Genomic DNA, 14,595 nt, shown 5'->3' with positions numbered 1-14,595 from the left:
GACTTACCAACAGGAAAGAGGACTTGCGGTCCTGCAACCCTATCCTGTAGCATTCATACCGTGCCCTGACATTCGAACGCCGGTCCCCGCCCTTGACAGCATCTTCCCCGAGCCGAGTTTATCTTCTGCGCCACGCCAAGGCCGCCTGGGCGGCACCTGGAGAACGGGATTTCGACCGGGGATTGAACGAAGCCGGTTTTGCCGAGGCGGAGGTCATCGCCGACCTTGCCGCCGACCGGCATTACCGCCCCGATCTGCTTCTGTCATCCACGGCCGCGCGCTGCCGGCAAACCACGCAGGCCTGGCAACGGGCCTTCAACGAAGGCATAGACATCTTCTACGTCGATGAGATGTATAATGCGCGCAGCGAGACCTATCTGTCGCTTATTGCCGCTCAGGCGGAGGCGCCGTCGGTGATGCTGGTGGGTCACAACCCCACCATGGAGGCGACGCTGGAGGCGATGATCGGCGAGGACCTGCTGCATGCCGCCCTGCCCTCGGGCTTTCCGACATCGGGCCTTGCAGTTCTCGACCATGATGACAGCGCCGCAAACGGTAAAAATCGCTGGCGGCTGGTCGATTTCCTCGCACCGGGCAAATAATCGCTGCGGCCTTTCATAAGAATTTTGCAGAGCGGCCTTCTGAAAATCCGCTGAAGCGCTTCTTTTTTGGGCAGCCGCAGCTCCCTATATTGCAGCGGTGACCGTTAAACACAGCCAGGAAACTGCCATTGTCGCCTTCTCTTACGTCCCTGACAGACAGCGCGCTGATCGCTTTCGATAATCTGGCCGACCGTGCGAGCAACCTCACCCATCCGACATTGCGGCTTGGCGTCACCGGCCTTTCGCGGGCGGGAAAGACGGTTTTCATCTCTTCCCTGGTCCACAATCTTCTGAATGGCGGGCGATTGCCGCTGTTCGAGGCCATGCGGTCCGGGCGCGTCTCGAATGTGCGTCTTGAACCGCAGCCGGACGACGCCATTCCCCGTTTTCAATATGAGGATCATATTCAGGCGCTGGTGCGCGACCGGCTGTGGCCGGATTCGACGCGGGCGATATCGGAACTCAGGATCACGCTGGATTACCAGAGCGCCAGCGGCTGGGGCCGGTGGTTTTCCGCCGGCAAGCTTTCCATTGATATCGTTGATTATCCCGGCGAATGGCTGCTCGATCTGCCGCTTCTATCGCAGGATTACAAACAGTTCAGCGATGCGACCGTCGCCCTTGCCGGAAGCGGCGTTCGTGCCGAACTGGCGCAGGAATGGCTGGCGATCGCGTCTTCGCTCGACATCAACGCGCCGGCAGACGAGATGACGGCCCGACGTCTGGCCGAAAGTTTCGCGGCCTATCTGAAAGCCTGCAAGTCCGACGAGAGATCACTCTCAACCCTGCCGCCCGGCCGTTTCCTGATGCCCGGCGATCTGGAAGGGTCGCCCGCACTGACCTTCGCGCCGCTTCCGGGCCTCACCGACGAGAAAGCGCCCAAGGGCTCGCTGCGCGCCATGATGGAACGGCGCTACGACGCTTATAAGTCGATCGTCGTCAAACCCTTCTTCCGCGAGCATTTTGCCCGCCTCGACCGGCAGATCGTCCTGATCGACACGCTGCAGGCCGTCAATCGCGGGCCGGAAGCCGTGCAGGATCTGGAGCGTGCGCTCGGTGATGTGCTTGCCTGTTTCCGCCCCGGCACCAACAGCCTGCTGTCGTCGCTGATCGGCAGGCGAATCGACAGGGTGCTGATTGCCGCCACCAAGGCCGACCATCTGCACCATGAAAGCCATGACCGGCTGGAGCGCTTGACCCGCCGTCTGGTGGACCGCGCCATCACGACAATCGGCATGAACGGCGCCGGCATCGAGGTCATGGCGCTGGCTTCCGTGCGCGCCACCCGCGAGGCGAGCGTGCGCCAGGACGGCCACGAGCTGCCTGTCATCGTCGGCACGCCGATAGCAGGTGAAACCATCAATGGCGAGACCTTCGATGGCAATCGCAAGACGGCGATCTTTCCCGGCGACCTGCCCGAGGATCCGGAACCGCTGTTCCGCAGCATCGACCGGGATGGCGACAAGGCATCGCTGCCCGACGTCAATGTCGTGCGCTTCCGCCCGCCGAACATAGATGAGCCGGGCAGCGGCGGCATCCGGCTTTCCGTTCCCCATATCAGGCTCGACCGCGCCATGCAGTTCCTGTTCGGAGACAAGCTCGCATGAAGGCTCCCACACAAAACGATCCGCAGACACGCCGCCCCGCGGCTTTCACGCTTGAGACCGAGGAAACGACGCGGTCGTCCGCCACACAGAAGCGCGCGCCGCGCAGCTTCGACGCCGAGGTTTCGTTGACGGCGGACGAAGACGATCCGTTTCTGGCGCCCGAGGGCATAGATGCCAATGCGCTGCCGGTGGCGACGCCGAAGAAGAGCCGTTTCTCCTTCGGCAAGCTCGCGCTCGGTGCATTGGGCGTCCTGTTCTCGCTTGCTTTCGGGCTGTGGGCGGATCAGCTTATCCGCAATCTCTTCTCCCGCTCCGACTGGCTGGGTTATACCGCGACAATCGCCCTCATCGTGGCGCTTTTTGCAGTTCTCGCCCTCGTCGGCCGCGAAGTCTTCGGCATCATGCGGCTCAATGCCGTGCAGTCTCTCAAGGCGGATGCTGAAACAGCGAGCCTCGACAAGAGCTCGAAACCCGCCCGCGCCATCGTCACGCGCCTCAATGCCGTCCTCTCCCACCGGGCCGAAACGGCCAAGGGGCGAGCGGCGCTGAAGGAAACGGAAAGTGATGTCATCGATGGCCCGCATCTGATCGAGCTTGCCGAACGCGAGCTGCTCGTTCCGCTCGACCGGCAAGCCCGGGCACTGATTCTCAACTCTTCCAAGCGCGTCTCCGTCGTCACCGCCGTCAGCCCACGCGCTGTGGTCGATCTCGCTTATGTGCTGTTTGAAGTCACGCGGCTGGTGCGCGCCATGGCGGAGCTTTATGGCGGCCGCCCCGGCACGCTCGGCATGCTCAAGCTTCTACGGGATGTCGTCGCGCACCTTGCCGTCACGGGATCGATCGCCGTCGGTGACGGGCTTGCTCAGCAGGTTCTCGGCCATGGCCTTGCCTCGAAACTCTCCGCTCGTCTCGGCGAAGGCGTCATCAACGGGCTGATGACGGCGCGAATCGGCATTGCGGCGATGGATCTGTGCCGTCCGCTGCCGTTCAGGGCGGTGAAGCGTCCGGGGATCGGCGATTTCATGTCCGACCTCACACCCGATCTAAGCGGGGGAAAAACCGGTAAAAAAGCCTGATCTACCGGGCATTGACGGTTCAAAAGGTTACGGACAAAGCCGCAAATGAGAGTGAAATAAACCAAGCATTAACCATTCCGCCGGTAGATTGCAGCCTATCGAACAGGCTTCTTCGCCGGGGAAAGTATCATGTATTCGCGCTTCTTTTCGCTTGTGGGCGGGCTTGCCGCCATATTGTCCGTCAGCGGTGGTTTCGGCATGTCTGACGTCCATGCCGCATCGCGCGATCGCGACGACGTGTTTTTCCGCTCCGTAGCCGGTGTCTGGAAAGGTCCGGGCGAAATCGTTGCTGGCAAATACAAAGGCACCAAATTCACCTGCGATCTGACGGGCGAACCGCTCGACGACAAGCAGACCGGCATCAAGCTCGGCGGCACCTGCCGCGTCGGCGTCTTCAGCCAGCCCATGTCGGCCGTCATCAGCCAGAACGGCAACAGCTACGAGGGCAAGTTCCTCGACGGCGCCGAAGGCAAGGGACTGGACATCACCTCCGGACAGGTGAGCGGTGACAAGGTCGTCGTCGGCATCAACCGCGCCAAGCTCAACGGCGCCATGGTCGCCCGCGTCTCCAAAGACAATTCGATGAACATCACCATTTCCGTCAAGGTCGCCGACCAGATGATCCCGGTCATCGGCGTGACACTGGCGCGCGATATTGATCAGATCGCTGTCGGCTCCATCAAGCCGTAAACGCCATACTCTTCTCAGCCATCACCAAGCGGGAGTGTCCACCACTCCCGCTTTTCGTTTGCGCTGACAATGCCTGTTTTGTCCGCCTGCCGTAGCCATTCCCGCACGGCCTTGCCCCTGACTTCGAGATCGGATGCAATATCGGCGAGCGGCATCAGCACGAAAGCGCGTTCCGTCATGCGAGGATGCGGCACTTCAATGCTTTCCGTTACGAGAGACTCGTTCCCATAGGTAAGCACATCAATATCGATGGTGCGTGGACCCCAGCGCTCCGTCCGCACGCGTTTCATGCCCTTTTCGATATCAAGGCACAATTGCAAGAGCGCGGGCGCTGAAAGCGAGGTTTCGACCAAAGCGCAGCAATTGAAGAAATCCGCCTGATCCGTCTTGCCCCAGGGCGGCGTGCGATAAAGTCCGGAAACGGCCAGCACGCGGCAATCCTCGTGTGCATCGAGTTCTCGGAGCGCCCTTGCCATGGCGGCGGCGGGATCGCCGATATTGCCGCCAAGGCCCAATGCGGCGACGGTCTTCTTCTCAGGCACGGTGTTCAACGCTCACCTGCGCATAATCGAGAATGCCGGGAACCGGCGCCGATGGTTTGCGCACTGTGATCCTGAGCCAGACGATCTGCGGATAACGGGCACGCAGCGCCTTGGCGATATCGTTCGCCAGCGCCTCGATGAGATAGCGGCGCTGCCCCACGACGATTTTTTCGATGACGGCAAAGGCCACGCCGTAATCGACGGTATTTTCAATATCGTCGGTTTCCAGCGCATCACCCGCCTCGACTTCCATCTCGGCATCGACGAAAAAGCGCTGGCCCAGCACCTCCTCCTGCTCGAGAAGACCATGACGGGCGAAGAAAGAACAGTTTTTCAGGATGATGGTATAGCGGCTCATCGCATCGCCTCCATGGCAGGACTGTTTCTCCAGAAAGCCGCCCCCTCTTGGGGACATGGCATTCCGGCACTCATTGATCTACGCATCGGCCTTTGCCGACGTTTTGGCAAGAACCGCATCGGCGATTGCCAGTGCATCGCGCGTTGCAGCGACATTGTGCACGCGAAAAATCGAAGCACCCGCCAACCTCAGGATCGCGGTGGTCGCAGCCGTTCCGATATCGCGTTCCGCTGCCGCATCCCGGCCCGTCAGCGACCCGATGAAACGCTTGCGCGACGTACCGGCGAGAACCGGCAGGCCGAAAGCGGCAAGCTCGCCGAAACGTGCCATCAGCTCGACATTTTCCCGCTCGTCCTTGGCAAAACCAAAACCGGGATCGAGCACGACGGCATCGCGGGCAATACCCGCATCCTCGGCGATCTCGAGCGAGCGATTGAGGAATTCGAACTGGTCGGCGACCACATCGGCAAGCTTCTGCCGGTCGCGGCCGGTATGCATGATGCAGACCCCGGCGCGGGTGGCGGCGACCACGCCGGCCATTTCCATGTCCTTCTGCAGGCCGAAGACGTCATTGACGATATGTGCGCCGGCGCTGATCGCCAGCTTCGCCGTCGAAGCGCGGTAGGTATCGACGGAAATCAGCACATCCGTCTCCCGGCGCAATTTCTCGATGACCGGCAGCACCCGGTCCTGTTCCTGGGCTTCCGTCACCGCGGCGGCACCCGGCCGCGTGGATTCGCCGCCGATATCGATGATGTCAGCACCCTCTTCCACGCAGGTCAGCGCATGGGAAAAAGCCGAATCGACGGCAAGATAACGGCCGCCATCGGAAAAGGAATCGGGCGTTGCATTGACGATGGCCATAATACGGCCACGCCCATCAAGTTTCAGGGAGCGACCATGGGCCGCTTGCCACGCGTTGCTGCCGGCTGTTATCACGTAACACGCGCCTTTCGGGAATAACGGAGTGTTATGCCAATTCTTATAAGTTCCGCTCCGCCTATGCAGCAAACCTTTTTGAAGTTCAACCGGAAGGCCGGGTCATGACTAAATCATCACGTGCTCTTTGCGTCGCTTTGGCGGGCGCAATGGCACTTTCCCTACCCGGATCGGCATTTTCCGACACCATCGTCCGCAAGACCTATTCCTATTTTTCGATTGGCGGCAAAACGGCGGCCGATCTCGACCAGCAGCTTTCCAAGCACGGCCCCCTGACCCGCAATACCGGCGCGCGCCATCCCGGCGCTACCGAAATCAAATTCGGCGGCGAGCTCACCTATGTGGAGAAAAACGGCCTTTGCAGCGTCGGAACCGCCAAAGTGGTGCTAAACACCCGCATTCTCCTGCCGCAATGGAAAAACCGCCGTCGCACCACGGCGGAACTGGCCTTCATCTGGGATACGCTGCTTGCCGATATCAAGCGCCACGAGGAGCGCCATGCGGAAATCGCCCGCACCCATGCCCGTTCGCTTGAAAGACAGCTGACCTCGCTTCGGCCGCAGAAAAGCTGCGAGACGCTACAGGAAATGGTCGGCAAGATCACCCAGACGGTGATGGACGAGCATGACCGGGACCAGATGCGCTTCGACGTCGTGGAATCGAAAAATTTCGATGCCCGCATGACCCGGCTTTTGAAAAACCGGCTCGAGCAGGGCCAGAATCGTCGCTGACGGTCATTGGCCGTACCTTCCAGAATCTCGGGGAAAATCACGGACATGACGTAACGTCATGTCCTATATCACCCGTGAATTCTCGCCGTGGTGCGGCCGGCAAGACTCATTGTAGCTTGTTCATACGGTTTGAAATGGTTGCGGCCCAAGGCGGGTCCGGCGGTTGCAACCGTCTCCGGTTCTCCCGGTGCGCACTTGAGGGCTCGCAGGTGTTTCCTCCCTCGCCTGCATGCGCGTACCCGCCTCGCCCCGCTCCCCGCTACCAGGTGAGCGGGGCTTTTTCTGCGTGAAGCAATACGGAAATTTTCAGCCCTGGCGCTCGGGAACATGAACGACGAGACCATCAAGCTCGTCATTCATCTTGATCTGACAGGAGAGCCGCGAGGTGGGGCGCACGTCGAAGGCGAAGTCCAGCATGTCCTCTTCCATCGGTTCCGGTCCGCCGACGCGCTCGGCCCAGGCGTCGTCGACATAGACATGACAGGTCGCACAGGCGCAGGCGCCGCCGCATTCCGCATCGATGCCGGGAATGGAGTTGCGCACCGCATTCTCCATGACGGTGGAGCCGTTGCTCACGTCGAGTTCATGGGGCGTGCCGTCAAAGGCAACGATGGTCAGTTTTGTCATGCCGGAAATCCAAAATGTGATCTAAGAACTGTTCTAAACACATAGAAAGGCCGCTCCGCCTTGGCAACCCGCTTCGAGGGCGCTTAGACGCAACCGGCCTTGCAAAATGGCAAATTTGATGGATTACGCCTCAGCGGCAGAGCTTGAGGATGAAATTTTCGGCTTCGACAATGGTTGCCGCGAGTTTTGCGATCGCCGCGCTGTCTTTGCCCTTGTCTTCCACTGCTGCCGCGGCTGCGGAAACGGCGGATGCGCCGACGGCCTGCGCCGACCCCTTCAGACGGTGGGCCGTCGCCATGACGGTCTTGTCGTCCGCACCCGCCATTTCATGCAAGGCGGCGCGGGCGTTGCGGCTGAAGAGTTGCAGCACCTCGATCTCCAGATCCTTGTCGCCCATCGTCTGCCGGGCGAGATGATCGAAATCGATCGGTTTTTTACCGGTGGCAGGCGCGCCGCCGCAATTATCGGGAGCTTCGAAAACAATACTGACCGCTGCCATGGCTGAAATCCTGTCTCACCGTTTCCTGTTTCGTGTCACATCTGTGTCGTATTCACGCATCCGGGCGGCTGCTATCAGCTTAAATTACGGCGTGACGCGGGCGAAAATCTTCTGCTATGGTTAATTTATGTTAAACTTATGCGAAACAAGGCGTTCAGCGTGAAACTCAGGTTTAAAAACTGTTAAAAAGCCGACACTTCGCCACCGCCGCAAATCCGCATTAATTGTTTCGAACACCTAAATGTGTCACTACGGTACTGCCGTTCCTGCGAGGCTTAAGCTCAAGCTTTGTTATTGCGGCACAGTGATGTAATTTCGCCCGAAAGCTGGACCACCAGCAATTCGGGATTTGGTAAATGGCGGAATTGTTCTCTCTTCAAGGGATAATGTTCCGCTGGCATGATGGCGGCAGTCTGCTTGCGGATCGCAAGTGGTCAACGGCATGAAGCCGGGCGTATGTGTAACGAGGCGTAACCGCATGGCGAATAACAAGATCAGCGACTCTGTCGACGAGACTGCATTTCAGGCATTGGAAGATGCCCTGCAGCTTGGCGCTTTCGAAGAAAAGCCGGAGACGCGGAAAACTGCAGCGCCGAAGCAGCCGGAGGCCAGATTGAAGGAAGCAAGCAGACAGACCCCTGCTCCCGAGGCCGCGCGCGCGCCTGCCGAACAGACGCCCAGATCGCCCAATCTCGAAGCGGCCAATGACGGCTCCAAGCGCAGCCCGGCCATGATCCTGAAATCGCTTGAAGGCGGCTCCATTGGCGGCGCGCTTCGCAACGCCACGATCATGTCGGTCATCTGGGCGCTCGGCGGCCTTGGTATCGCACATCTTCTTTATGGCAACACGCTGTGGAACATCGCCTCGCTGGCTGATCTCACCGCAATCCCCGGCCTGATGGCAATCGTCGTTGGCATCCTCGTTCCCATCATGCTGTTCTTCGCCTTCGCGATCATGATGGCGCGCGCCCGCGATCTGCGGAATGCCGCCCGCTCCATGGCCGAAGTCGCCCTTCGCCTTGCGGAACCGGAAACCGTGGCATCCGACCGCATCATGTCCGTCGGCCAGGCGGTTCGCCGCGAAGTCTCGGCCATGAATGACGGCATCGAGCGCACAATCGCCCGCGCGACGGAACTCGAAACCCTCGTTCATTCCGAAGTCAACGCGCTCGAACGCAGCTATGCCGACAATGAACTGCGCGTGCGCAGCCTCGTGCAGGAACTGACCGCCGAGCGTGACGCCATCGTCAATCACGCCGAGCGCATCCGCTCCTCCATCGTCGGCGCGCAGGAACAGATTAAAGAAGAGCTTTCCATCGTTGGCGAAGAGCTTTCGATGCGGATCGCCACGACCGGCGAGGCTTTCGCCTCTATGATCGACACGCGCTCGGCTGCGCTGCTCGAAAAATCGCGCGCCTCGACCGAAGCGATGGGCAGCCTGATCGCCGCCAAGACCGAAAACCTGCTCCAGGCGCTGAACTCCTCCGGCTCGACGATTTCCAACGAATTCGACATGCGCCTGCATAATCTCACCTCGACGCTGGACGAGCGCGGTGAAGTGCTGCTGGAGCGTTTTGCGATCCATGCTTCGACGCTGGATAGCGGCGTGGAAAGCCTCAACAGCGCGCTTGAGGAACGCACTCGCCAGCTCAACGAGACGCTGTCCAACCGCACGCTGGAACTCAACCGCAATATCGAACGCGGCCAGCAGGTCATCGGCGGTTCGCTCGATACGGTTCTCGACAAGCTGTCCACGACGCTTGAAGAAAAGGGCCTCTCCTTCCGCCAGAGCCTGCAGAGCACGGCCGACGATGCGATCATGGATCTCGATCTTCGCTCCGGCCTCTACGAGGAGCGCATGCAGGCGACGGTAGGCCAGGTCAACTCGGCCTTCGACGTGCATGTGGCGCAATTCGCCAGCGCCTTCGACCAGCGCGCCGGCAGCCTCGACAGCAAGCTGATGGAAAGTCTCGCCCGCATCAACGAAACCGTTGCCGGCGGCTCCGAAGCGCTCGACACCATGCTGAGCGCCGGTCTGGAGCGTATCGGTACCACCATGACCGATCAGTCGCTGGCGCTTGCAACTGCGCTGGGCACGGGTCAGGAAATGCTGGAAAGCGCGCTTGAAATCCGGACACAGGCCTTCAGCGACGCGATCGGCCAGCGCACCGCCGAAATCACCGACGCCTTCGCTAATTCTCACGAGAAGATCGACGCTGTGCTGTCGGAACGCAGCAACGCCCTGTTCGGCGCGCTCTCAGCCAGCCAGAACCGTTTCGACGAGGCACTCGCCAGCCGTTCGATGGCGATTACCGGCTCCGTCTCCGGCACGGCCGAACGCCTTGCCGCCATGCTCGACGAACGCGCCGCCGCGATCAACAGTGTCGTTGCCGATGTCGAGCGCCGCCTTTCGGAAACGCTCGAAACCCGGGCTGCCGCCATCACTGGTGCTGTTTCCGGCATCGAGGATCGTATTTCCGATACGCTGGAAAGCCGCACGGCTGCCCTGCACGACGTCGTCGCCGGTGCGGAAAGCCGTATCGCCGATACGCTTGACGGCCGCACGGCCGCTCTTTCCAGCGCCATTTCCGGCGTCGAGGAACGCATCGCCGATACGATGGACAGCCGCACCCTGTCGCTCGACATGACCTTTGCCAATGTCGAGGAAAGACTGTCCGAGACGCTCGACAACCGTACCTCTGCCCTCACCGGCATTGTGGCGAGCGCTGAAGAGAAAATCGCCGGCGCACTCGACAGCCGCACGGCCACCTTCGGCGACGTGGTCGCCGGTGCTGAAACCCGTATCGCGGAAACGCTGGATGGCCGCACCGCCGCTCTCAACGCCTTGGTCTCCGGCGCTGAAGAACGCATCGCCGATGCGCTCGACAGCCGTACCATGGCGCTCGACATGGCATTCTCCGGCGCGGAGGAAAAAATCACCGAAGCGCTCGACACGCGCACCGCAGCCCTTGGCGAACTGGTGGCCGGCGCTGAGACCCGTATTGCCAGCGCGCTTGACAGCCGCACGGATTCGCTGAAGACCGTCGTTTCCGGCGCCGAAGAGCGGATTACGGATGTTCTCGACAGCCGCACCATGGCGCTCGATATGAGCTTCTCCGGCGTCGAGGAAAAGATCGCCGATATTCTCGATGGTCGCACCACGGCCCTGCAGAACGCCGTTTCCGGTGTCGAAGACCGCATTGCAGACGCATTGGACAGCCGTACCGCTGCCCTTTCCGGCATCGTGGCAGGCGCGGAAGAACGCATCGCGGATGCGCTGGACAGCCGCACTCTTGCGCTCGATATGACGATTTCTGGTGTCGAGGAGCGTATCGCCGAGGCGATGGATGCCAGAGCATCGTCGCTTTCGCTTGCGGCGGCCGGTGTCGGCCAGCGTCTCGAATCCACCGCATTCACGCTTGAGAACGCGCTTGCCAGCGGTCACGAGCGGCTCGAAACCATGCTCGGCTCGCAGGCCGAGCGCATTGCCGGCTCGCTGGAGCGCAATAGCGGCCTGATCGAGCAGAGTGTCTCGGGCGCGGCCAACCGCATCGAAAGCGTCGTTGAAGACGGCAGCACCCGTTTTGCCCAGACGGTGGAAGAAGGTGTGTCCCGCCTCGAGACCAACCTCTCGCAATCGCATGAGGATATTCGCACGGCGCTCGACCAGCGCCAGGCGGACCTTGCTGCGACGCTCAGCTCCGCCACGACGCAGATGGGCGACATGCTTTCCGAGCAGGCTATGATGATCGGCACCACGGTCGCCTCCAGCGCCAGCATGCTTGAACTGTCGCTCGAGACCCAGCAGGACACGCTGCAGAAGGCAATCGACGGCAGTGCTGCGACGCTGGAAGAGCGTCTTCGCAACAGCGCCGGTGATATCGCCGTCAAGATCGGCGAGGCAGCCCGCGAAATCGGCGGGGCCACCGACGCCCTCTCCGCCCGCATCGAAACATCGATCGGCAATGTCACAACCCGTCTCGACGAGACAGGCGCCCGCATCGAGACATCTCTCGACACCCTGCAGACCCGCGTCGGTGGCGATCTCGCCAACGTCAACAGCTCGATCGAGGATGCCGGCCGCCGCTTCGCCGACGCGCTGGAAGACAAGACGGCCGTGTTCGCCCGCACCAGCGACGAGGCCGCCGAGCGCATCACCGGCATTCTGGACGAGCAGACCACGCGTGTCGCAGATACGTTGGAAAGCCGCACCAGCCGCCTGGCAGAAACCTTCGATAACGGCACGGCCCGCATCGATGAGCGCCTCGGCACCATGGACCGTGCGCTGACGATCGGCCTCGAAAACGTCAACCGCACCATTGAAGGCAAGGCGAGCGACCTCGCTGTCAGCCTGCGCGGTGCGGTCACGTCGGCCACCCAGAGCATCGGCGATGAAGCGGCCCGCTCCTCCGCCCTGCTCTCGAAATCCGGTTCGGAATTTGCAGAACAGGTGCAGGCGCAGAACGAAGCCTTCACCAAGGCCATCGAAGAGCGCTCCGGCGAGATCGTCAACCGCATCTCCGATGCGCAGACCCGTCTCTCCGGCCAGGCCGCCGCCGTGGCCCAGACCTTCTCCGAGGCAGGCAACATCATCGTCAACAAGGTTGCCGAGGCTGAAGCTGTCGTCCGCTCTCAGGTCGGTGTCATTTCCGAAACGCTGACGGGTGTCGAATCGGCCCTCGACGCGCGCGGTGAATCCATCCGCTCGGCGCTGGACAACCGCACCCGCGAACTCAACTCGATGCTGGCCAGCCGCTCTGCGGAGCTGTCTCGCCTGATCGAAGAGAAAGCCAAGCCTGTCGTCGACGAATATGCCACCATCGGCCGCGAAGCCGCCGAGAAGATCGTTTCCGCCGCCCAGCAGAGCGCCGAGCTTCTCTCGCAGAGCAACAGCGGCATGGTCGGCATGGTGGAACAGGCGATCAGCGACTATGCCGCTGCCGGAACGGATGCGGCGGGCAGGCTCGTCGCAGCCACCCGCCAGAGCACGGATATGCTGTCCGAGACCCATACTGCGATGGCGGACGCCGTCGAACAGGGCATCGACAAATATGCCCGCGCCGGCAGCGATGCCGCCAACAAGCTGGTCGCCGCCACCCGCCAGAGCACGGACATGCTGTCGCAGACCCATAACAGCATGGCCGAGATCGTCGAACAGTCGGCAACCAACTTCAATTCCGCCGTTGAGCGCGCCGCACAGGGCTTCGGCGCGGCAGATGAGGCATTGAACGTATCGGCGACCCGCTTCTCCGAATCCGCCTCGCAGGCCGCCGACATGGTGTCCAGCTCCAGCCGTCTGCTCGAAGGAAAGATCGACCGCCTGTCGAATATTTCCGGCCAGACGCTGGCGCAGGTTGCCGGTATCGTCGGACGCTTCGAGGAGCATTCGAAGGTGCTGAGCCAGGCGTCGGAACTGTTGAATGCCGCACAGTCGAGCCTCGTCGGCACGCTGGAGGAACGCCAGGACGCACTGCGCAGCCTGTCCGTCGGCCTCGTCAAGCGCTCCGAGGAAATCGAAAGCGCCATGCGCAACGTCGTCGGTGTCGTGGAAACCACGCTCAACGAGGCCGAGGAGCGTTCGCAGAATGTCGCCGGCAATCTGCGTGACAATCTGCAGGCGTCCTTCACCGATATTGGCCGCTCGCTCGACGAAACCGAGCAGCGCGCCCGCTCGGCGGCACAGACCATGCGGGGCGCCCTGCTCTCCGCCGGTCAGGATGCCAGCCGCTCGATCGAAAGCACGCTCTCCGACGCGCAGAAATACTCCGACGAGCTGGTAAACCGCCTGCGCGGCGGTGTTGAATCCTCGCTTTCGGAAGTCGACAATCTTCTGGGCAGTGCCTCGGAAAAATCGAATGCCGCCGCCGCCAACCTCAAGGAAACGCTGCGTCAGGCCGTCGAGGAAGCCGTCAGCCGCTTTGCCGGCGCAACGGACGAAATCCGCCGCTCCAGCCACGACATCCGTCGCGAGCTGGATGCGACACGCGCCGAACTGAAGCGCGGCGCATTCGACCTGCCGGAAGAAGCCAAGGAAAGTGCGGCCGCCATGCGCCGCGCCGTTTCCGAGCAGATCAAGGCCCTGCAGGATATTTCCCACCTTGTCGGTCGTTCGACCCACCAGATGGAAGTGTCCGAGCCGGTCGCCCGTGCGATTGCCGCGACCCAGCCTGCTGCTGAACGCCGCGTCGAGACGCGTCCGCAGCCGGCAGCCGCCGCTCCGGTGCAGCAGCAGCGCCCGGCACAGCCGCAGCAGCCTGCCCCCGCACCGGCCCTGCGTGGCACCCTGCCGCTTGAAAACCGCCAGGTCGAAAACCGTCAGGCTCCTGCGCCGACCCAGCCGGTCGCAACCAACCCGGCCGGACGCCGGGAAGAAGGTGGCGGCTGGATCAGCGACCTGCTGCGCGGTGCATCACAGGAGACGCCAGCGGCGTCCACACCACGCGCCAGCGCCGAGCAGCAGCCGACCCGTGCGGCCGACACCCGCAATCCGCGCCACATGGTGGAATCACTGAATTCGCTTTCGGTCGATATCGCCCGCGCCATCGATCACGATGCATCGGTGGAACTGTGGCGCCGTTACCAGCGCGGCGAGCGCGACGTCTTCACCCGTCGCCTCTACACGCTGAAGGGCCAGACGACGTTTGACGAGATCAAGCGCAAATACGAGCGGGAAGCTGAATTCCGCACCGCCGTGGACCGCTACATCACCGATTTCGAAAAGCTGCTCGCCGATGTGGCCCGCACGGATCGCGACCGGACAGTCACCCAGTCCTACCTCACCTCCGATACCGGCAAGGTCTATACGATGCTTGCCCATGCGGCGGGTCGGTTCAACTGATCCGATTGGCGCTGAAATGACAAAACCCCGGTCACAAGACCGGGGTTTTTCTTTTGGCGTTGCCTGCTGCTTTGTCGCTCTTCGGC

11 protein-coding genes are annotated in these 14,595 nt (G+C 61.8%); 6 read left to right on the top strand and 5 right to left on the bottom strand.

Translation table 11 applies throughout. The features are described from left to right. Positions 1-125 precede the first annotated feature (125 nt). The 4 genes from DA915_RS07080 (at position 126) to DA915_RS07065 (ending at position 3,975) form a co-directional block, all read left to right on the top strand. Positions 126-602 (top strand): histidine phosphatase family protein, encoded by a 477-nt coding sequence (locus DA915_RS07080; RefSeq protein ID WP_050816408.1) that lies wholly within the window; start codon positions 126-128, stop codon positions 600-602. A gap of 128 nt (positions 603-730) precedes the next feature. After that, positions 731-2,209: a YcjX family protein gene (locus DA915_RS07075; RefSeq protein ID WP_107675497.1), complete on the top strand. Its 1,479-nt coding sequence runs from the start codon at positions 731-733 to the stop codon at positions 2,207-2,209. Next, positions 2,206-3,285: a YcjF family protein gene (locus DA915_RS07070; RefSeq protein ID WP_107675496.1), complete on the top strand. Its 1,080-nt coding sequence runs from the start codon at positions 2,206-2,208 to the stop codon at positions 3,283-3,285. Before DA915_RS07075 ends, DA915_RS07070 begins: the two co-directional genes overlap by 4 nt. Positions 3,286-3,414: 129 nt before the next feature. After that, the gene (locus DA915_RS07065; protein ID WP_003502534.1) at positions 3,415-3,975 is read left to right on the top strand and encodes a hypothetical protein; all 561 of its coding nucleotides are present in this window, start codon (positions 3,415-3,417) and stop codon (positions 3,973-3,975) included. Between the two features lie 14 nt (positions 3,976-3,989). Here the strand turns inward: DA915_RS07065 and folK are convergent, their stop codons facing one another. The 3 genes from folK to folP all read right to left on the bottom strand — a co-directional run bounded on the left by folK (position 3,990) and on the right by folP (position 5,739). After that, positions 3,990-4,526, bottom strand: coding sequence for a 2-amino-4-hydroxy-6-hydroxymethyldihydropteridine diphosphokinase (folK, locus tag DA915_RS07060; RefSeq protein WP_003502533.1), 537 nt, complete (start codon positions 4,524-4,526; stop codon positions 3,990-3,992). Next, a complete protein-coding gene (folB, locus tag DA915_RS07055; protein WP_003502532.1) occupies positions 4,510-4,875 on the bottom strand; it encodes a dihydroneopterin aldolase in 366 nt (121 codons plus the stop codon). Before folB ends, folK begins: the two co-directional genes overlap by 17 nt. A gap of 78 nt (positions 4,876-4,953) precedes the next feature. Further along, positions 4,954-5,739, bottom strand: a complete 786-nt coding sequence (gene folP, locus DA915_RS07050; protein WP_107675495.1) for a dihydropteroate synthase — start codon at positions 5,737-5,739, stop codon at positions 4,954-4,956. A 179-nt stretch (positions 5,740-5,918) separates the two neighbouring features. Here folP and DA915_RS07045 point away from each other — a divergent pair, with 179 nt between their 5' ends. Further along, entirely contained in the window at positions 5,919-6,545 is a 627-nt protein-coding gene (locus tag DA915_RS07045) for a DUF922 domain-containing Zn-dependent protease (protein WP_031234002.1), read from the top strand. Between the two features lie 306 nt (positions 6,546-6,851). On the opposite strand, the gene DA915_RS07040 is transcribed toward DA915_RS07045, so the two are convergent. Together DA915_RS07040 and DA915_RS07035 are read right to left on the bottom strand one after the other, a co-directional pair. Beyond that, on the bottom strand, positions 6,852-7,172 hold the full coding sequence (locus tag DA915_RS07040) for a 2Fe-2S iron-sulfur cluster-binding protein (RefSeq protein ID WP_003502527.1): 321 nt from the start codon (positions 7,170-7,172) through the stop codon (positions 6,852-6,854). A gap of 130 nt (positions 7,173-7,302) precedes the next feature. Continuing rightward, a complete protein-coding gene (locus tag DA915_RS07035; protein WP_003502525.1) occupies positions 7,303-7,671 on the bottom strand; it encodes an Hpt domain-containing protein in 369 nt (122 codons plus the stop codon). Positions 7,672-8,149: 478 nt separating this feature from the next. Between DA915_RS07035 and DA915_RS07030 the strand changes: the two genes are divergently transcribed. After that, positions 8,150-14,509 (top strand): hypothetical protein, encoded by a 6,360-nt coding sequence (locus DA915_RS07030; RefSeq protein WP_107675494.1) that lies wholly within the window; start codon positions 8,150-8,152, stop codon positions 14,507-14,509. The last annotated feature ends 86 nt before the right edge of the window (positions 14,510-14,595 follow it).

The sequence above is a fragment of the Agrobacterium sp. LAD9 genome (assembly GCF_003031125.1).
In the GTDB taxonomy this organism is placed as follows: Bacteria; Pseudomonadota; Alphaproteobacteria; order Rhizobiales; family Rhizobiaceae; genus Agrobacterium; species Agrobacterium radiobacter.
This window is presented reverse-complemented; position numbering and strand designations above follow the sequence as displayed.